A 19,179-nucleotide genomic window follows, 5' to 3' on the forward strand; every position below is an offset into this window, starting at 1 on the left:
GTATTTATCCGCTTTCTCAATTTACAATTAATAAAAACAACTTTATTATATTATAGGAAAGTGATAATACAATTACTTATTTCAGTAAATTTGTTAAAGGGAGGATGGCGCCATGCGTGATAATTTAAGGGTTTCTTATCTAACCGCCCTCTTCTTTTTTATCGTTGTCGTAATTTACGCTAATCTTGGTTAACGGGGGATTCTTTCTTGCAACGGCTAAAGCACATCTGGGAGTATATCGTTCATCATAAGTGGTCGAAGGACATCTTGCGGGCCAACCTGCTATACATCGTCCTCGTCCTCCTTTATGAGCTGTGTCATTTTGGCCTAAAGCCGGTCAGTTTAGGGGCCGGGATTAAGATGTGGCTATTGATGAACCTCTGCTTATTTTTCAAGCTGGTCCTCGATATAATCGACCGCCTAATTAAGTTACGGGCACGGGGTGAACCACGCGGCCATTAATGACCGCGCTTCTGGGAACATGAAGTAGTATTTAGGATATTATACCTGTATTCAAGATACCTAACTTACAGAACTCCACTCTATTACCATGGCTAGTCCCTAACCAATAGCTTTTAATCCTTGATGCAAGATATTAACTGCCGCATTAATATCGCGATCGTGATGGGTACCACAGCTTGGGCACGTCCATTCACGAATGTTAAGGGGCTTAGGGCCACTATGATAGCCACAATGACTACAAATTTGACTGGTATAGTTGGGCTTAACCACCACTAAACGTCTACCATACCAGGCACATTTATATGCCAACATGGTCTGGAACTGATACCAACTGGCATTTGCAATCGCTTTAGCTAGGCAATGATTTTTCTGAAGGTTTTTGGTTTTCAAATCTTCAATGACGATTACGTCGTATTGCTTAACCAAGGTCGTTGTTAATTTATGCAAATAATCTTTGCGCTGGTTCGCCACCTTGGCTTGGTAACGGGCCTTTTGTTGCTGTGCTCGTTGCCAGTTTTGGTAATCACTTAGTTCTTTCTTAATGGTTTTGTGGTTATGGTTCCATTGACAGACGGCAACCGTCGCCTGATGTTTCCGCTTGGCATACCTACTTTGCCACTTAGCTGCTTGCTTTTCTGCCCATTTAGCATTAAAAGTTCCGTACTTAATCCCATCAGAACTAATGGCTAGATTAGTGATGCCAACATCAACTCCAACTGCTTTTTCCGCCTTTCTTAAGTGTTTGGGAGCCTCAACCGCCACTTGTAATGACAGATAGTAGCGGCCAGTGGGCTCAAAGCAAACCGTATAGCACCTGATTTTGCTATTAGCTAACCAGGTTGTTTTACTGGTCCGAATGCTGCCCAACTTAGGCAACTTAACCCGCCGTTTAGCAAGTACCCGACAAACTGACCGCCCCGTATAAGCTTGCCGAATAGCTCGACGCGATTTAAAACGTGGGTAACCGCCCCGATGTTTAAATAGCATCTTAAAGGCTTGGGCGAGGTTGTGATTAACCACTAGAAAATTAGTTGAGTCACTAGCCCTAAGAAATGGGTATTCCTGTTTGAGTCTCTTCAGTAGATAATTCATCCCGTATTCATTGACAAAGTGACTACTAGGATTATTTTGATACCGCTCCTTGGCCATTGCCAACATTTGGTTCCAAACAAAGCGATCGTTGCCAAACATCTGCCACAATTGTTCCCTTTGCTGGGCATTGGGATATAGGCGAAGTTTGATCCCCTTTATAACTTGTGCCATTTTCACCACAATCTTTCATCATTGGCCAGTCAACAAAGCTAATTAATATCTGAACACTACTCTCTGTTAAGAATATTATATCATACTCCAAAACGTATGTTCGATTGAAAGATTAAAAAATAGGCAATTCATCACGTCCTTAAAAGAGCGTGTCTCCTTGCCCGTTTTCAAAAAAATCGGGGGGCAAGATAAATCTTAGCCTCCTACAAAAATATAAATATATTTTTCAATGCTAGTAGTTTAATGTTTTGCAGCCAGCTTGTCAATAACCTTATCTAGGAAAACATGTGTCCCGGTTATCTTATTATTTCCTCGGAAATAATCATGATTTCTCACTACCCGTCCATGCATAAACTCATGCAATTCTGCTATCCGTTTTTTCTTTGAAACACCCGGAATTAGGTAATCGTTAATATACAACAACGTGACTATGAGGCTGGGATCTTTATTTATTAATCTTCATTGAGGAACTGTGCACGGCCATGTGTTTATCAGGATAAAGCTGCTTAGCAAGGGCCGTTACCGCGGTCGGGGCCTCGCCAAATGCCGAAGCAATCAGGGCCGCCTTGCCCGGATAATTGACCCCGTCCCCAATCGCGTACACTCCATCCACGCTGGTTTTCATTGTCGAATCAACGTTAATCAGGTTGTGTTCACTGGCCAGGTCTAATGACCACTTTGTCAAGGCCGCGTTGTTGGATGTGAAACCATAGTTCACAATCAACTGGTCCACGTTTAAATCCTTGATTTCATCGCTCCGCCGCTTCTTTAAACTGAGCGTTACCGTCTGGTCGTCTTCAACCTGCATCTTCTTTGGCAGGTATGGAGTCAAGACCTTGACCTGGGACTGCTCCAGGCGGGTAATCGTGTGTTCAAGCCCCCGGAACTGGTCACGCCGATGGACCAAGCTAACCTCCTTAGCAACGGGTTCTAGCATCAGGGCAATATCGATTGCGGAATCACCGCCCCCAAGGACCGCTACCCGCTGGTTACGGTAATCATCACGGTGTTGGACAAAGTAGTGTAGCTGGTGTCCCTCAGCCTCATCGGCACCGTCCAGGCTTAACCGCCGGGGAGTGAAGGCCCCATTACCCAAGGCGATGATCACTGCCTTGGAATGTGACTCCCGTTGACGGGACTTGATCGTAAAGGTCCCATCGTCTTCCTTGATGACGTCATCAACCGTCTCATTTAAAAACTGGTCAACTGGTGCCACCGCCATCTGTTGTTTTAGGCGGTCGACCAGTTCCTGGCCACTCACGCCGGGCATTCCCGCGACATCCCAAATCTGTTTTTCGGGATAGAGGGCGGCAACCTGGCCCCCTAACTGGGGAAGGCTCTCAATCAACTGGGCTTTTAATTCGTGCAAACCACAGTAGAAGGCAGCGAACATTCCTGCGGGCCCCCCACCGATTATCGTTACATCATAACTTTGCTCTGCCATTAAGATTTCCTTTCATCTTTAGTGCTTACTATATTATAGCATTACCGGTATTAAGCAACTAATACCCCCTGAATGATTAATTAATCATCACTGTACGTAAAAGGTTTGACGTGTTGATATAGCAATGTTAAACTTTTTGTAAAAGCGCTACCATCTTGATTGTTTTTGTCACTAAAGTACTTTAAGATGGAGTAGTAGATAAAATTTTTAGTTAACTTTTTGGAGGGACAAGATTATGGCTAAAAGAAAAATGATTCTCGACTTAGATACTGGTGTCGATGACTCCTTAGCAATCGCTTACGCTTTAGCTGACCCTGAAGTTGATCTGATTGGGATCGTTAGTTCATACGGTAACAACCTGCTGGACGTTTGTGCGCAAAACAGCCTTAAGTTACTGGAACTGTTAGGGCACACTGATATTCCGGTATTCAAGGGGCTTCCCCACTCCAGCACATCTGACCACTTCGACGTAATGCAAGTTTCCAAGGATATTCACGGTAACAACGGGATTGGTGAGGTTGAACTGCCAGACCCACAACGTTCCGTTGAAGAAGAATCCGGGGTGGACTTCTACATTGACGCCGCCCACAAGTACGGCAAGGACCTGATTATTATCCCAACTGGTCCAATGACCAACCTGGCAGCCGCACTGAAGAAGGATCCTGAAATTGCCCACCTGATTGGTAATGTTACCTTCATGGGTGGTGCCCTGACGGTTGACGGGAATGTTACCCCGGCCGCCGAAGCCAACATCAACCAGGATGCCAAGGCTGCTGATGAAGTCTTCAAGTCTGGCTTGCCATTAACTATGGTTGGCCTGGACGTCACCCTGCGGACCCTCTTGACTAAGAAGGAAACGCAACAATGGCGTGACCTCGGTACCAAGGCTGGTAAGGCATACGCAGACATCACCGACTTCTATATTGATGCTTACTACAACCTCGACATTGATAAGCGTGGTTGTGCCCTCCACGACCCACTGGCAGTTGGTGTCGGCATTGACCCATCCTTCGTTCAAACGATCAGCCTGTTCATGCGTTGTGAATACGATCCGGACAGCCCATTCTACGGCCGGACGGTTGGTGACAACGCTAAGCTCAACGACCCGAACCCGAACGTCAAGGTGGCCGTCAACGTTGATAAGGAACGTTATTTGAAGGTCTTCATGGACCACCTGACCAACCTGTTCAAGGAACACTAGGATAAATTTTTGACACTCCTTCACCACCCTTCGTCTTATTACGGAGGGTGGCTTTTTGTATTAAATTATTTGGCTCTTCGTCAAGAAGTACTGATAAGATAAATTGAATAATTTCTAAGCAGCTCTTGCCTGACCCTGGACATGAGCTGTTTTATTATGCCAATTAATGGCGATATAAGAATTCGGCAGGGAAATCAGGATACGAACGCGGAAGTGGAAGAAGTTACGAAAGCCATAGGCAGTCCGTTTGATAACTTTAATCTTATTGTTTGTACCCTCAACGGGACCATTCGTGTAATGATCATATTTGAAGCTGGCGATGATTTCTTGACGATGGGTTCGCAGAGTGCGTTGGACCTTCTGAAACGCTTGGGGAAGCGCGGTCCATTTGATAGCTAATAGTTGGTTGAGAGCTGACTTACTCCGATGATTAACTGCTAAAATCAGGTCTTGGTAATATTGATAGGCCTGCTTAAGCTCGTCGTCGAAAGCTAATAAACGATGAATAACCTCAATATCAGTTAGCTGGGCGTAACCAAAATTGCGGCGGCGCCAAAAGTTATCATACTTGAGGAGTGCACTAGGGGTTAAGAGCAGTTTCCAAAAATGTTTGAGAGCTCGCCATTGCCGGGAACTTTTTCCGGCACGGTTCATTACTTTAATCCTAGTTTGGTTCAGGGCACGGTAAGCTTGAGCTACGACATGGAAGTGGTCCGCGATAATTAAAGCATGCGGAAATAGCTCTTGAATCAAGCGGCGGTAAGGAGTATAGAGATCGACCGTAACAGTTTGAACCGCTAAACGAGCGCGGTGACTATAACGCAGGAAGTAATTGCGAAGAAAGCTACTCCGGCGTGAAAGAATGATATCGAGCGTTCGATGGTTCTCAATGTTTACGAGAATCATGCTCATTCCGCTGGGCGCAAAGCGACCAGAATGAAAGTCATCGAAGGCAATATGACGGGGAAGCCAATGGTAGTTAGGCTTAAAGACATGATCAAGGTGATTAATTACGCGCCTGACGGTCCAGCCCGAAACAGAAAAATCATCGGCGATATCAGTTTGGGATTCATTCTTAACCAGTTGCATCATAATGCGTTGCTTAATACTCGTGGCGATATGGTGACGATATTGGACATCCTCGACCGGAGCTAATTTCGTCACTGTTTGTGGACATTGAGGAGAAGCTGGGCAAATATACTTCTGCTTTTTAATCGACCAAACAGTCGGCTTGTAATGAAGGTCTGCCCCATGATAGTTAACGATTTTAATGCCATTCTTGTACATTAGCCGGCCACAATGAGGACAATGCATGGGGTAGGATTGAACAAGATGGACCACAATATAATCGCCGTGATCGGCAATCGAGTCTTCTTTAGTATTGGTATCAAGTTCAAGATGAGTGTCTTTAATTCCGAGAGCAGTTCTGATAGAATTATCCATGAAAGATGGTCCTTTCTTAAACGAAGACGGGGGTCAGCCATCTTTCGTTTTTTATTTTAAATTTAAACCAAAATAAGCACTGATGTTAAATCCATCAGTACTTAAAATTGTAGAACCAATTATTTTAATATTTCTCTTGCCATTTACTAATTTACCTGTTATGATACAAGCAAGTTAAAACAAAGGAGAAAGTATTCATGAGTTTCCGCTTCACACAATTGAATAATTGGCAAAGCCGGTAACTCAGAATGGCCGTCTATACAGATGCGTTCTGGGTTTTGCAGAATGCATCTGTACCGGCTTTTTAAGGAACCAATTAAGCCCGTACGGATTTTCCACGTACGGGCTTTTCCTTTCGCGCAAAAAAGAGGAGCCCCCACCGTGGAGCTCCTTTTAATTTTTACAAGAAAGGTTGATTCATTATGAAACGAATTATCACAATCATCATTACTTTAGTTGTTGTTCTCGGTGGCTACCTTGGCTTTTCCAAGGCCCAGCAAAATCGCCGTCCAGTTGTCGGCGTCCTGACCATGATGCACCACCCCGCCCTCGACCAAATCTACAAGGGCTTCGTTGCGGGGCTCGCTGCGGAAGGCTACCATAACGGCAAGAACATCAAGATTGAGTATCAGAACGCCAATGGGGACCAGTCCAACCTCAACCAGATGGCCAATAAGTTGATCAACGACCACGCCAAGGTTGTGATGGGAATTACCACCCCTGCCGCCCAATCATTAGCCAACGCTACCAAAGACACCCCGGTCCTGATGGGCGGTATCGGAGACCCGGTTGGTTCACGGCTCGTTAAAAGCATGAAACACCCGGGAGGCAACGTCACCGGGGTCCAGTCCGATAACCCTGTTCGCCAGCAACTTGCCCTGGCCAAGCGCTTTCTTCCTCACGCTAAGCAGCTCGGCTTAATCTACACCTCAAGCGACCCCTCAGCAGAACACCAGGCTAAGCAAATGGAAGCCGCTGCCAAGCAGCTCAACATCAAGTTAAAGGTGGCCACAATTGCCAACTCCAATGACCTTAACCAGGTTTCGCAAAGCCTGCTCAGCCACGTCGATGGGGTAATGGTCCCGTGTGACAACACCATCGCCGGTTCAATGAAGGTCCTCGTTAAAAACGCTGATGCCGTCAATAAGCCGGTCTTCCCCGGTGCAGATACCATGGTGAAGGATGGCGGAGTCGCCTCAATCAGCCTCGACCAGTACGGGATGGGGAAAGCAACCGGGAAAATGGCAGCGCAGATTCTTAAGGGAAAGCGGCCCCAGGACATGGCGGTTGACGACTACCACCACGGCAAACCAGTCCTTAACCTGAAGCAGGCCCACAAGCTCGGTCTTAAGGTGCCCGCCGGTTTTACTAAGGATGCCCAAGAACACGGCCAAGTTATTAAATAACTAGAGAAAGTTCCGGACCAGCAAAGAAACTGCTAAAACGAGGGACCCTAGCCCGACGAGAACTTGCATTAAGCGGCCGGGAAGGTGGCGGACAATTACCGGCCCCAGGGCTCCACCAAGAATATTTCCCAGGAAAAGGGGGATAATGTAACTCCATTCAATGGTGGTTTCAAAGGCAAAGATGGCAACTGAAATGGTGTTTGTGACGGTCATGGCCACGTTCTTGAGGGCGTTATTGACCGCAAACGACTTCTGCCGGTTAACCACCGACAAAAGGGTCAGCATTAGGACACCCGCACCGGCGTTAAAGTAGCCAGCGTAGACACCGACAATGAAGACCCCAATGGCGGTTAAGACGGTGTATAGGCGGGACCGCTTCAAAGAACGACTATCCGCGGCCATTTCGCCCGTTGCTTGCCGCGCCCGGTGAGGGAAAAGCAGGATAATTCCGGCAATAGCAATGCAGAAAGGAACTAACTCCTGAAATAATTTCCCGGGTAATGCGAACAAAAGTAGGGCCCCAATGATGGCACCCACAAGTACCAGGGGAATAATCATCCACATCTGCTTGCGGTCTTTTTGCAACTCCTTACTCGAAGCCACGATAGAGCTATAAGCGCTCCCGATTGTTGACCAGGCACTGGTTACGTTGGCGATTACCGGCGGAAGTCCCATCATCAGCAACGATGGGTACGAGATCAAGGACGCCAGCCCCGCCGCGGCACTGACAATCCCGGATAGGATTCCGATAACAACCATAACAATAAAAAAGGTGATTCCAGACATAGTTCCCTCCTCTTCTTTTTTCAAAGGCAGATTGCAAGAAATAACTTGAACGAATTTAGTGACGTAGATTAAGCAAGAAGATCTCAATTGGTGTATGCCAATTAAGACATTTAAGTGGCCGGGAATTCAAATACCAATTAATTTGAATCAGCTTGTGATCGCTTAACTCATCAATGGCTTGGCCCTTGGGAATAAAGCGTCGTAAAACTCGGTTACGGTTCTCATTACTGCCGCGTTCATGTGGTGAATAAGCATGAGCAAAATAAACCGGAGTACCAGTTCGCTGCTCAATTGCCTGGTAGTTAGCGAACTCTTTACCATGATCTACGGTAAGCGTCTTGAGCTTGTCTTGAAGTTGACTAGCTAGTTCAAGTACGGCTTGAGTCATGGACTGACTGTCGCGACCATGGAGCCGTTTAACAATTGTCAGGCGACTCTTACGCTCCACAAAAGTAGCCACAGCTTGGCCTTTACGTTTGCCAGAAAGTACGGTATCAGCTTCAAAGTGGCCGAATTCCTGGCGAGTTTCGACTTTATGAGAACGCTCCTCAATGGAGCGGCCGTGACTGAACGTACCACGCTTTTCTTTAGCACGATGACGACGAATCCCATGATCAGGCAAATCGGGTAACTGTACATCAAGCCATCCTTGATCAATCCAGTTATAGACCGTCTTGTAGGCAATTCCAACTACATGGGCAACTTGTTCAGGGGACCACTTCTGGACTTGAATCTTTTCCTCGATCAAGTGTTTAAGGTTTTTAGTGAGCGAAGACTTCCGCCCCCGTTGACTAACCTTGCATTCAAAGTCAGTTTGCGCTAGCTCAGCCCGGTACTCACTATTTAGCCGGTGAAGTTCGTTAAAGATGGTGGTCTTACTAAAGCCTAAGTAGTTAGCGATGTATCGCAAGGAACGTCCTTCATTATGAAGCGTTTCAATGACAACACGGTTCTGGAATGATAAAATAGTGGTGCTCATCAAGGTCCTTCTTTCTAATGGATTGTACGGTAACACCATTAAAGACCTTGATGGGTTTTTCTGTCCACTTAAATGTTCAACTTAAATTTTACAATCTGCCCAAAACATTTTTTATTGTACGCTCCTTCACCAATAATCTGAATAATTTTGCCCATTTGAATTCTTTTTCTTTCTTAGTTATAATCATTGGTGAGATTAATACGATGTCTGGGGTGCCAATTGGCTGAGATAATACCCATTGAACCTGACCTGGATAACACCAGCGGAGGAAGATTCGGTAAGATCAAATCAACGATGCGTTTAATGACGTCCCAGATGCTTTGTGCATTGCGGGACTTTTATTTTACCTAAGACCGCCTTAATCTTAATACTTTCAAGGAGCAGTCTTATTATGCGTAACAAAACTTTTCATTTACGAGACATTATTCTACTGGCCCTAATTGCAATTATTTTCGGCGTCATTTACTACGCCGCGGCCTTCGTTTACAACGGCTTAACGGTCCTTTTAACGCCGGTTGGCTATGGTCCCATGGCCAATGACATTACGATGGGCATTTGGTGCATGGCCGGCCCCCTCGCCGGTTTCATATTGCGCCTCCCCGGAGCGGCCTTCTTAGGTGAGTTTCTCGGTGCTGCCGTGGAGATGTTTCTCGGCGACCAATGGGGCGCTGCCAACTTAATCTCCGGAGCAGTCCAGGGGATTGCTACCGAATTAGGTTTTACCGTTACCTTCTACAAACTTTACAACTGGCTCACCGTTGTCCTCACCAGCCTCTTCGCTACCCTGGTTACCTTTGGCTGGGACTGGTTCCGGAATGGTTATAGTCACTTTGCCCCCCACATGCTGGTTATCATGCTGGTCGTCCGCTTTGTTTCCATGCTGGTCTTCTCCGGTATCTTAGTCAAGTTGATCGTCAACATGTTGGTTCGAGCACACGTTATCAAGGGGTAAGTCATGAACATTGTTGAAGTCCGCAACTTAACATTTGCCTTTAACCACCAGTCCCCCGTCCTTGACCGGGTCACGGTTAACTTTCCTGCCCAGCAGACCGCCCTGTTAACGGGACCGTCGGGTTGTGGGAAGTCGACCTTCCTCCGTCTCTTAGCGGGCCTTTTGCCCAAGTATGGTGGGCAAGTTAGCGGGGGCCAAATTACCTTTCCCAGTGGGCAACCAACGATTGGGATGCTCTTTCAGGACCCCCTAACCCAGTTTGCCCTCGATACCCCCCGCCACGAGCTTGAATTCGTTCTTGAAAACCAGCGGGTCCCGCACGATAAAATTGCCGACCGGGTTCAGGCGGCCCTCGACTTTTGCCAAATTACGGGCCTGGCAAACCGTAAGATCACCTCGTTATCTGGTGGCCAGCAACAACGGGTAGCCCTGGCGGTCATCATCGCCCGGCAGGCGGACATTCTCCTTCTTGACGAGCCCTTTGCCAATATCGACGAAGCAAACCGACACTTTTTAATGGCGCAGCTCGGCAAACTGGTAACCGGACACGGTGTTACCCTGATTATCGCTGATCACGACTGCCACGGCTATCAAGCCCTCGCACCCCGAATCTACGACTTCACTGACCACCATATCGTGGGTCTTTCGCCCGCCGCTAGTCGGCAACGGCTGGTGGCTGCTGATAAGGCTGCAACCCGGCAGCTGGCCTTTGCCGCCCCCCAACCGGCTGCACCGCACGTCTTCGAACTCAACAATGTCATTCTTTCACGTGGCAATCAGCAGTTATTAAATATCGAGCAGTTAGCAATCATTAAGGACAAAATTACCCTGGTCACCGGTCCCAACGGCACTGGTAAATCAACATTTTTCCAGGCCCTTACTAAGTTGATCCCCTTCCGTGGACAAATTACTTACCAGGGTCAAACAATTAACCGAATCAAGGACCGCCACTACCGGCAAGAGGTCGGACTCGTCTTTCAGCGGGCCAATGACCAATTCATTGACGTGACGGTCAAAGAGGAACTAGAATTAAGTGCCCAAAATGGCTGTCACCCCTACTTCAAGGCCCACCTGCAGGACGCTCTTAAAGCCCTCGGTTTAAATAATCTTGGTGACCGGGTCGTCTACTCCCTTAGCGGGGGACAGCGGAAAAAGCTGCAGCTCCTGGTAATGCTCATGATGGAGCAGGCAGTCCTCCTCCTTGATGAACCGTTCGCCGGCTTGGACCATGCTTCCCTCCAGGCGGTCTATCAACTTATCAGGACCGCCCAGGTAACAAAGCCGCAGACAATTCTCATCGTCAGTCACCAGCTTGACCAGATCGATCAGCTGGCAGATTTCCACCTAATCCTCCATGACCACCGACTAACTTATCAGGGGGCTCTTACCCATGAATCCTAGTCTTAAACTCATCTTTGCCCTGATTATTTCCCTGGAAATAACCTTTACCACCCACCTGACGGGAAACCTGTTAATAATCTTCGGCGCCTTACTGGTCCTGGCTTACCACCGGGTTAGTCCGCACAAGGTCACGAAGCTGGCCCTCATTACCCTAATCCCGGCCGCAGCCCTGTTCGTTACCATGGCCTTCTTCTCCCCCGGGCACAACGTCTTCTTTGCCTGGGTCCTGGTCAGCCGGCTTTACTGTTATGTCCTCGTCGGCGGTGCAGTGACCCTCACCACTGATAAGCTGACCCTGATTCGTTCCCTCGAGCAGAATTGTCACCTCCCGAGTAAGTTTGCCTACGGGTTTCTGGCCGCACTAAACCTGGTCCCCCGGATAAGGCAGGCGGTCGTCACCATCCGGGTCGCCGGCCAGATGCGGGGAGTTAACCTTCACTGGTGGTCACCCACCCTCTACTTCAAGGCCATTCTCTCCGCAATTCAGTGGTCAGACCAACTAGCCCAGGCAATGGAAACGCATGGCTTTGTCGAGGGGGCGCCACGGACCGTCGCCCAACCAATTAATATTACCAAGCGGGATTGGCTACTTCTGATTGCTGGTCTTGCTCTTATCCAACTAGTATTAATTGCGCTCCCCTAATTTATCAGGCATAATATAAGAAAAAAGAAGGGACTAAAAATGGATAATAATACTAGTCTAACAACCCGAATCGTTAACGCGCTTTCTTACTTCAGCATTTTCTTCTTACCGGTCATCTTCCCCCTAATCGTGTGGATCGTTGCCCGGGCAAGTGAGGAGCCATCCATTACTGCCAACGCACGAAAGGCTTTTTGGAGTCAAATTTTCCCGCTCATCTACGGAATCTTCGCCATCCTCGTGCTTAGCTTGAGTGTCTTCCAGGACTTCACCGCCCATGGTGGTGCCCTGTTTGGTATCTTATTAACCTTCGCATTACTGATTGCCCTCCTCCTCTTCATCTACAATGTCGCGATGGGGGTGAAGATGCTTCTCGGGCGGGAATGACCTAATTATTCGTGGTAGCTGGCGGAAATATCATTTCCCCAGCTTCTTTATTTACTTTAGTACAAGGTGGTATTTAATTATGGAATTGCTACTTGGAATCATCCTCCTCTTAGCAACCGTTGTCGTTGCTAATATCATTCACCTGATTTCCCCCCGGATCCCCCTGTCAATTTACCAGATCCTGGCGGGAGTTTTATTGGCGTCCCTTCCCACGGCGGCAACTAACTTCACAATGCACCCGGAACTATTCATGATGGTCGTCATTGCTCCTTTAATGTTCAATGATGGACAAAATCAGTCTTTTCGTTACTTAAGCAAGAACTACAAGTCAATTTTCTCAACATCCGTCTTGCTGGCCCTCGTGACGGTTCTGGTGGCGGGGAGCATCTTACACCTGGCAATGCCAACTGTCTTCCCGTTTGCCCTTGCCTTCATCCTGGCCGCAATCATTACGCCGACTGATGCGGTTGCCGTTAAGTCAATCACCTCAAACATGACTGTCCCGGAAAACGTCAACGGGGCCCTCGAATACGAGTCCCTCTTCAATGACGCTTCCGGAATTGTCCTTTTGGAGCTCTCCCTCTCTGCCTACCGGTCTGGGGAATTCTCCATTGGTTATGGTTTGTGGTTCTTCATCTACGTCTTCTTCGGCGGGATCATCTTTGGGGCCATCTTCGGTTACCTCCTGATCACCCTGCGACAACGGTTGATGCGGCGCCACGTCGACATCGGTTCAATCGTTATCCCCATTAACGTTATGACCCCAATCGTCATCTACTGGTCTGCCGAGGAAATTCACTTCTCCGGTATCCTGGCCGTGGTTTCCGCCGGGATTGTTCACAGCATTCTTTACGACCGTCTCCAGCTGACTTCCACCAAGGTCCAGATGGCAACGACCACCATTTGGACGATTGTTAGCGACTCCCTCAACGGAATCGTCTTCGTCCTGCTGGGGGTCATGCTGCCCCAGGTTATCCGACGGACAGCACCACGGAACCTCCTCAATCTCGCGTTGATTGGACTGGCCCTCTACCTGATTATGACGGTCATGCGCTACCTTTGGGTCCGGCTCCGGCTGGTCAATATCCACTCTGAAAAGGCTCACCTCAAACGCGATAGCCTCCTAATGAGCATCGGGGGAATGCACGGGACCATCACCCTGTCTCTGGCCTTCTCCCTGCCAGTAATCATTAACCACCACGAATTTGCTTTTCGTAACTCAATAATCTTGATTGCGGCATTTGTTATCCTAATCAGCATTCTGGTGGGGGGGCAGTCATTTACCCAATCATACTCCCATCAAGATCCCGCGATTACAGCCAGGAGGAATTTCAAAGGTACCTAACCGCCACGGTCCATTATGCGATCAACGACCTCCACGGGGATAATAGCCATCCCCGCGAACGGGCAATGGTCAGGAACCAGCTCAGTACCCAGGCCCACCAGTTCCACAACTTTGACAACAACCTCTTCAAGCAGCTGATGAACCGGACACACCAGGTAGAATTAGCAACCATTGACCACCTAACGGATGAAGGTGAAATTACCGAGCAGGAGGCCCAGGCTTACTCCCGCTTTGTCACTCGGTCAGCACTCCGCGGTGGTCAGCACGGCCTGCTGGAGTTTTGCCGGGTAATGATTCACCGACTCAAGTGGCGGCTCAACCGCTGGCGCTACTTAAGAAATCACGGCCACAAGCTTGACGCTAAGCAGAAGAAAATTATTGACTCTAAACGTGCCGCCTTTGACAAGATCCAACTGCTTGTCTACCGCAACGTGGAAAGCTACCTCCATTCGGTCTCTAAGCCGAACAATTTAAACGAAATTGCAATGGTCCAACGGGTCTACCTCAAGCGTAAGGAACTCTTCAACCGGGATTGCGCGGTTGATAATGATGTCGTAACAAGCCTGTTCATCGAGGCCTTCCAGCTTGAACACGGCTATGTTCAACAGAAATTAGCCGCCGGCGAGCTATCACAAGAACTGGCTAATGCCTTAAACGAGCAAATTTCAACTGACGAACTGGTCTATGCCCAGTCTTTGGACTAGTTATATAAACTACCTGTTATTGTCAAGTCCATGACAATAGCAGGTAGTCTTTCTTATCTGTAAATAACGTAGCAGAACATTTTTGATAAACGATTGACAATTTTACTAAAGGCGTTTACAATCATTGCCGTAAGCGGTTACAAGAAACAAAGGGAGTCGGTTGTATTGCGGCAAATTGATGAATCACGGGTAGCCAAAGTTACGAATACCCGCTATCGTGAACATTACCATATCCAAACACCAGCCGGTTGGTTGAACGATCCCAATGGTCTTTGCTTCTTCAAAGGCTATTACCATGTTTTCTACCAGTTTCATCCTTACTCTGCTGAGTGGGGCCCGATGCACTGGGGTCACGTCCGTAGTAAAGATTTAGTTCATTGGGAAAATTTACCAGTCGCCCTGGTCCCCGGTGACCCCGAAGACTCCGGGGGGTGTTTTTCCGGGTCGGCCATCGTCAAAAGAGACCGCCTCTACCTGGTTTACACGGGACACCACTATTATGATGACGGCAACCAAGATCACTCCTGGGAAGACCAGAACGTGGCCTACAGTGACGACGGCATCCACTTTACCAAGTACGCGGGTAACCCCGTGATTAAGACCCCGGCGGACAACAGTCAGGACTTCCGAGATCCCAAGGTCTGGGAGCACGACGGTCAGTACTACCTGGTTCTCGGTAGTCGGAAGCAGGCAAATAACCGCGCCCGCATCCTCCTCTACCAGTCTAGCGACCTGCTTAATTGGCAATCCTGCGGCCCCATCACCGAGTCGCAGAATATCGCGCTTGAGGGTTCGATGTGGGAGTGCCCGGATTTCTTCCGGCTTAACGGTCAGGACATTATTGCCTGCTCACCGATGGGAATCAAGCCCCAGCGGCATCGTTTCCTCAACCTAAGTCAGGCCGGGTACTTTGTGGGCCAACTGGACTATGATCAAGCCCACTTCGAACACTACAACCTCCACCTGTTGGATTACGGGCACAACTTTTACGCGCCCCAGTCGTTTTTGACACCAGACGGCCGGCGAATCCAGTTTGCTTGGTTCAGCTCCTTTGACAAACCGATGCCAGAGCAGGCTGACGGCTGGGCCGGGGCCCTGACATTGCCGCACGAACTCGTGATGTGCGGTAACCGTCTGGGCGCTATTCCCGCCCAGGAAACGACCCGGTTGCGCACGGGGAAAGATCTTAATACTTCAGCAATTATTCATTCACCGCACCAACTTGCGGTTACTGACCCCCAGCACACCGAGTGGGACCTGATCTTCGATCTGACAGGTAACGACGGGCAGGTCAGTTGGCAGATTGCCAATAATGACGAGACTTTGGTTAGCCTGTGTTACGACCAATCATCCGGTGAGGTGACGGTACACCAGCATAACCAGACTAGTGACCGCTACGCCACGGTTGGTCATGTCCACCAGCTGCGGGCCCGGATCTTTGTTGATACTAGTTCGGTCGAAATTTTTCTTAACGACGGTGCAGCCACCTTTACTGAGCGCTACTACAACGACCAGCAACCGGTTATGACCACGGTTGCTGCTAATCGGCCAACCGCTACCGCCATCAAAGCTTACACTCTTAACATGAAAGGATAAAACACCATGAAAAAGAAAAGCTTATTCAAGAACCCCTTTTACCGGTTTGATTCGTTAAACATCCTCCTCTTCTTCACTGCCTGGGGAATCTGGTGGTCATTCTTCCAAATCTGGCTGACCAACACCCTCCACTTCTCCGGTGAACAGGTGGGGACCATTTACTCATTTAACTCCGCCATCACCCTGATTTTGATGTTTGTTTACGGAGCCATCCAGGACCGCCTCAGATTAAAACGGCACCTGCTGATTTTCTGTTCCGTCATGGAAATGCTGCTTGGCCCATTCTTTACTTGGCTTTACGCCCCGCTACTCCACAGTAGTTTCTACCTCGGGACCTTCCTGGGTTCCCTCTACCTGTCATTTGCCTTCCTAGCTGCTTCTCCAACATTTGAAGCGGTCACGGAACGGATTAGCCGGCGTTACCGGTTTGAATACGGCCAGGCCCGGTCATGGGGTTCCTTCGGGTACGCGGTTTCTGCCCTGCTCGCTGGTTTTCTCTTCACCATTAGCCCCAACCTGGTCTTCTGGCTCTCATCATTTATCGCCCTGCTACTCTTCTTACTCTTGGTATTTGTCCACCCCGAGAAGAACCAAAAGATGATTGACCTCTACGAAAACAAGATTGAAAACGCCAAGGAAAGCTCAACTGCTTCACCTAAGGAAATTGTCGGTGTCTTCAAGATGAAGGCCCTATGGCAGATCATCATTTATATCATCTTCTCCACCCCCCTCGGTGACCTGCGGGACTACATCGGTTACAGCCACACCTTCCTGGTTATCTCAGGGATCACGCTGATTGCCGGGATCTACGCAAACTTCATCCTGAAGAAGGATAACGTTGACGTTAACGGTCAGCCGTTAAGTAAGGACTAACAAAAAAACAGTTGCGCAAACTTGCGCAGCTGTTTTTTGTGGTTCTACAATTTTAAGTACTGATGGATTTAACATCAGTGCTTATTTTGGTTTAAATTTAAAATAAAAAACGAAAGATGGCTGACCCCCGTCTTCGTTTAAGAAAGGACCATCTTTCATGGATAATTCTATCAGAACTGCTCTCGGAATTAAAGACACTCATCTTGAACTTGATACCAATACTAAAGAAGACTCGATTGCCGATCACGGCGATTATATTGTGGTCCATCTTGTTCAATCCTACCCCATGCATTGTCCTCATTGTGGCCGGCTAATGTACAAGAATGGCATTAAAATCGTTAACTATCATGGGGCAGACCTTCATTACAAGCCGACTGTTTGGTCGATTAAAAAGCAGAAGTATATTTGCCCAGCTTCTCCTCAATGTCCACAAACAGTGACGAAATTAGCTCCGGTCGAGGATGTCCAATATCGTCACCATATCGCCACGAGTATTAAGCAACGCATTATGATGCAACTGGTTAAGAATGAATCCCAAACTGATATCGCCGATGATTTTTCTGTTTCGGGCTGGACCGTCAGGCGCGTAATTAATCACCTTGATCATGTCTTTAAGCCTAACTACCATTGGCTTCCCCGTCATATTGCCTTCGATGACTTTCATTCTGGTCGCTTTGCGCCCAGCGGAATGAGCATGATTCTCGTAAACATTGAGAACCATCGAACGCTCGATATCATTCTTTCACGCCGGAGTAGCTTTCTTCGCAATTACTTCCTGCGTTATAGTCACCGCGCTCGTTTAGCGGTTCAAACTGTTACGGTCGATCTCTATACTCCTTACCGCCGCTTGATTCAAGAGCTATTTCCGCATGCTTTAATTATCGCGGACCACTTCCATGTCGTAGCTCAAGCTTACCGTGCCCTGAACCAAACTAGGATTAAAGTAATGAACCGTGCCGGAAAAAGTTCCCGGCAATGGCGAGCTCTCAAACATTTTTGGAAACTGCTCTTAACCCCTAGTGCACTCCTCAAGTATGATAACTTTTGGCGCCGCCGCAATTTTGGTTACGCCCAGCTAACTGATATTGAGGTTATTCATCGTTTATTAGCTTTCGACGACGAGCTTAAGCAGGCCTATCAATATTACCAAGACCTGATTTTAGCAGTTAATCATCGGAGTAAGTCAGCTCTCAACCAACTATTAGCTATCAAATGGACCGCGCTTCCCCAAGCGTTTCAGAAGGTCCAACGCACTCTGCGAACCCATCGTCAAGAAATCATCGCCAGCTTCAAATATGATCATTACACGAATGGTCCCGTTGAGGGTACAAACAATAAGATTAAAGTTATCAAACGGACTGCCTATGGCTTTCGTAACTTCTTCCACTTCCGCGTTCGTATCCTGATTTCCCTGCCGAATTCTTATATCGCCATTAATTGGCATAATAAAACAGCTCATGTCCAGGGTCAGGCAAGAGCTGCTTAGAAATTATTCAATTTATCTTATCAGTACTTCTTGACGAAGAGCCTTTTTTGTTAATCATTCATTTTTCCAACCACTGGTAGACCCTTCAAGACCCGGTCACCATGAGGCGATTTTTTTAATAGGACAGCGGTCAGGTCCTGTCCGGCAACGTTACCATGGTGCTTACCCCCCTGCCAAGCGGCCTTATCCGAGACATCGTAAACAATCCCCTGCACGGCGACATAAGCCGGTTTACCATTTTGGCCATCGTACTGTGCCAATTCGTTTTTCGTAAATGTTTTTTCAGCCATCGTGGTTACCTCCTTTAATCTTTGCTGTTTCCATTATAACATGGTCCAGGAGCCCTGCCTATTGGGTCGCGCTGAAGTTAAGTAAAAATTATTAATTGCCTTCTCGAGGGAGTAAAAAAAGTTCTTTCCTGGTCAGCAACGACTAAGAAAGAACTTTTTGGTATTACAGCGTTACTAAAAATGCTACTAATGCCGGCAGCAGCTGGAAAAGCCAGATCTTTTTAGTGGCGGTAAAGCCACCGAAAACCGCTACGGCCATGACGAAAATCAGCATCATCTGCCAGGCAATGATCAGGTTTGGTCCCTTTAGCAGCCAGTAGCTGAGAATCATCATTACACCCAGGGCACCATTGTAAATTCCCTGGTTTGCAAAGGCCACGCGGGCAGCGTGCTGACGGGTATATTCTTCCGGCAGGTCAAACGCTGCTGCTTGTTGGGCCGGGGTAGCAAACAATTCCATCAGCATGATGCCAATATGCTCAATCGCCACGAGCATCACTAAAAAGATCAATAACATTTTT

The 19,179-nt window shown here is 48.0% G+C and carries 17 protein-coding genes, 1 pseudogene and 1 riboswitch; of the genes and pseudogenes, 11 read left to right on the forward strand and 7 right to left on the reverse strand.

Annotated features, from left to right (window positions below):
* Positions 1–207 precede the first annotated feature (207 nt).
* The gene (locus tag KZE55_RS08860; RefSeq protein WP_222258183.1) at positions 208–462 is read left to right on the forward strand and encodes a hypothetical protein; all 255 of its coding nucleotides are present in this window, start codon (positions 208–210) and stop codon (positions 460–462) included.
* A 99-nt stretch (positions 463–561) separates the two neighbouring features.
* On the opposite strand, the gene KZE55_RS08865 is transcribed toward KZE55_RS08860, so the two are convergent.
* Together KZE55_RS08865 and KZE55_RS08870 are read right to left on the reverse strand one after the other, a co-directional pair.
* A complete protein-coding gene (locus tag KZE55_RS08865; RefSeq protein WP_222258184.1) occupies positions 562–1,725 on the reverse strand; it encodes an RNA-guided endonuclease TnpB family protein in 1,164 nt (387 codons plus the stop codon).
* Between the two features lie 445 nt (positions 1,726–2,170).
* Positions 2,171–3,169, reverse strand: a complete 999-nt coding sequence (locus KZE55_RS08870; protein ID WP_222258185.1) for an NAD(P)/FAD-dependent oxidoreductase — start codon at positions 3,167–3,169, stop codon at positions 2,171–2,173.
* 235 nt (positions 3,170–3,404) lie between these two features.
* Between KZE55_RS08870 and KZE55_RS08875 the strand changes: the two genes are divergently transcribed.
* Positions 3,405–4,370: a nucleoside hydrolase gene (locus tag KZE55_RS08875; protein ID WP_047767827.1), complete on the forward strand. Its 966-nt coding sequence runs from the start codon at positions 3,405–3,407 to the stop codon at positions 4,368–4,370.
* Between the two features lie 114 nt (positions 4,371–4,484).
* Here KZE55_RS08875 and KZE55_RS08880 read toward each other — a convergent pair whose 3' ends face one another.
* Positions 4,485–5,813, reverse strand: coding sequence for an ISL3 family transposase (locus tag KZE55_RS08880; protein ID WP_222258013.1), 1,329 nt, complete (start codon positions 5,811–5,813; stop codon positions 4,485–4,487).
* 422 nt (positions 5,814–6,235) lie between these two features.
* On the opposite strand from KZE55_RS08880, the gene trpX reads away from it, so the two are divergent.
* Positions 6,236–7,219, forward strand: a complete 984-nt coding sequence (trpX, locus tag KZE55_RS08885) for a tryptophan ABC transporter substrate-binding protein (protein ID WP_222258186.1) — start codon at positions 6,236–6,238, stop codon at positions 7,217–7,219.
* On the opposite strand, the gene KZE55_RS08890 is transcribed toward trpX, so the two are convergent.
* Both KZE55_RS08890 and KZE55_RS08895 read right to left on the reverse strand, forming a co-directional pair.
* Positions 7,220–8,005, reverse strand: a complete 786-nt coding sequence (locus KZE55_RS08890; protein WP_222258187.1) for a sulfite exporter TauE/SafE family protein — start codon at positions 8,003–8,005, stop codon at positions 7,220–7,222.
* Positions 8,006–8,060: 55 nt separating this feature from the next.
* Positions 8,061–8,984, reverse strand: a complete 924-nt coding sequence (locus KZE55_RS08895; protein WP_222258188.1) for an IS30 family transposase — start codon at positions 8,982–8,984, stop codon at positions 8,061–8,063.
* 198 nt (positions 8,985–9,182) lie between these two features.
* Positions 9,183–9,272, forward strand: a riboswitch (TPP riboswitch).
* A gap of 103 nt (positions 9,273–9,375) precedes the next feature.
* Here KZE55_RS08895 and KZE55_RS08900 point away from each other — a divergent pair.
* From KZE55_RS08900 to KZE55_RS08935, 8 genes and pseudogenes are all read left to right on the forward strand, one after another.
* On the forward strand, positions 9,376–9,936 hold the full coding sequence (locus tag KZE55_RS08900; protein WP_222258189.1) for an ECF transporter S component: 561 nt from the start codon (positions 9,376–9,378) through the stop codon (positions 9,934–9,936).
* Between the two features lie 3 nt (positions 9,937–9,939).
* On the forward strand, positions 9,940–11,337 hold the full coding sequence (locus KZE55_RS08905; protein ID WP_222258190.1) for an ATP-binding cassette domain-containing protein: 1,398 nt from the start codon (positions 9,940–9,942) through the stop codon (positions 11,335–11,337).
* Positions 11,327–11,980 carry an energy-coupling factor transporter transmembrane component T family protein gene (locus tag KZE55_RS08910; protein WP_047768478.1) on the forward strand — a complete coding sequence of 218 codons (654 nt, stop codon included), beginning with the start codon at positions 11,327–11,329 and terminating at the stop codon, positions 11,978–11,980. The genes KZE55_RS08905 and KZE55_RS08910 overlap by 11 nt, the downstream gene beginning before the upstream one ends.
* A gap of 39 nt (positions 11,981–12,019) precedes the next feature.
* Positions 12,020–12,364 carry a magnetosome magnetite crystal formation protein family gene (locus tag KZE55_RS08915; protein WP_047768481.1) on the forward strand — a complete coding sequence of 115 codons (345 nt, stop codon included), beginning with the start codon at positions 12,020–12,022 and terminating at the stop codon, positions 12,362–12,364.
* A 79-nt stretch (positions 12,365–12,443) separates the two neighbouring features.
* A pseudogene (locus KZE55_RS10500) lies at positions 12,444–14,413 on the forward strand (cation:proton antiporter).
* 165 nt (positions 14,414–14,578) lie between these two features.
* On the forward strand, positions 14,579–16,009 hold the full coding sequence (locus KZE55_RS08925) for a glycoside hydrolase family 32 protein (RefSeq protein WP_222258191.1): 1,431 nt from the start codon (positions 14,579–14,581) through the stop codon (positions 16,007–16,009).
* A 6-nt stretch (positions 16,010–16,015) separates the two neighbouring features.
* Positions 16,016–16,882, forward strand: coding sequence for an MFS transporter (locus KZE55_RS08930; protein WP_222258192.1), 867 nt, complete (start codon positions 16,016–16,018; stop codon positions 16,880–16,882).
* Positions 16,883–17,039: 157 nt separating this feature from the next.
* Complete coding sequence (locus tag KZE55_RS08935) at positions 17,040–18,368, forward strand: ISL3 family transposase (protein ID WP_222258013.1); 1,329 nt, start codon at positions 17,040–17,042, stop codon at positions 18,366–18,368.
* 50 nt (positions 18,369–18,418) lie between these two features.
* On the opposite strand, the gene KZE55_RS08940 is transcribed toward KZE55_RS08935, so the two are convergent.
* Entirely contained in the window at positions 18,419–18,658 is a 240-nt protein-coding gene (locus KZE55_RS08940) for a cytochrome b5 domain-containing protein (RefSeq protein WP_222258193.1), read from the reverse strand.
* A 163-nt stretch (positions 18,659–18,821) separates the two neighbouring features.
* Positions 18,822–19,175: a DUF1304 domain-containing protein gene (locus KZE55_RS08945; RefSeq protein ID WP_222258194.1), complete on the reverse strand. Its 354-nt coding sequence runs from the start codon at positions 19,173–19,175 to the stop codon at positions 18,822–18,824.
* Positions 19,176–19,179 lie beyond the last annotated feature (4 nt).

Origin of the sequence: Limosilactobacillus panis (assembly GCF_019797825.1) — a bacterium.
Lineage (GTDB): Bacteria > Bacillota > Bacilli > Lactobacillales > Lactobacillaceae > Limosilactobacillus > Limosilactobacillus panis_A.

Coding starts and splice junctions, on each gene's coding strand:
- KZE55_RS08880 (WP_222258013.1), bottom strand. CDS start 5,813: ATGGATAATTCTATCAGAACTGCTCTCGGAATTAAAGACACTCATCTT.
- KZE55_RS08940 (WP_222258193.1), bottom strand. CDS start 18,658: ATGGCTGAAAAAACATTTACGAAAAACGAATTGGCACAGTACGATGGC.
- trpX (WP_222258186.1), top strand. CDS start 6,236: ATGAAACGAATTATCACAATCATCATTACTTTAGTTGTTGTTCTCGGT.
- KZE55_RS08945 (WP_222258194.1), bottom strand. CDS start 19,175: ATGTTATTGATCTTTTTAGTGATGCTCGTGGCGATTGAGCATATTGGC.
- KZE55_RS08935 (WP_222258013.1), top strand. CDS start 17,040: ATGGATAATTCTATCAGAACTGCTCTCGGAATTAAAGACACTCATCTT.
- KZE55_RS08895 (WP_222258188.1), bottom strand. CDS start 8,984: ATGAGCACCACTATTTTATCATTCCAGAACCGTGTTGTCATTGAAACG.
- KZE55_RS08910 (WP_047768478.1), top strand. CDS start 11,327: ATGAATCCTAGTCTTAAACTCATCTTTGCCCTGATTATTTCCCTGGAA.
- KZE55_RS08865 (WP_222258184.1), bottom strand. CDS start 1,725: ATGGCACAAGTTATAAAGGGGATCAAACTTCGCCTATATCCCAATGCC.
- KZE55_RS08890 (WP_222258187.1), bottom strand. CDS start 8,005: ATGTCTGGAATCACCTTTTTTATTGTTATGGTTGTTATCGGAATCCTA.
- KZE55_RS08870 (WP_222258185.1), bottom strand. CDS start 3,169: ATGGCAGAGCAAAGTTATGATGTAACGATAATCGGTGGGGGGCCCGCA.
- KZE55_RS08900 (WP_222258189.1), top strand. CDS start 9,376: ATGCGTAACAAAACTTTTCATTTACGAGACATTATTCTACTGGCCCTA.
- KZE55_RS08930 (WP_222258192.1), top strand. CDS start 16,016: ATGAAAAAGAAAAGCTTATTCAAGAACCCCTTTTACCGGTTTGATTCG.
- KZE55_RS08915 (WP_047768481.1), top strand. CDS start 12,020: ATGGATAATAATACTAGTCTAACAACCCGAATCGTTAACGCGCTTTCT.
- KZE55_RS08905 (WP_222258190.1), top strand. CDS start 9,940: ATGAACATTGTTGAAGTCCGCAACTTAACATTTGCCTTTAACCACCAG.
- KZE55_RS08875 (WP_047767827.1), top strand. CDS start 3,405: ATGGCTAAAAGAAAAATGATTCTCGACTTAGATACTGGTGTCGATGAC.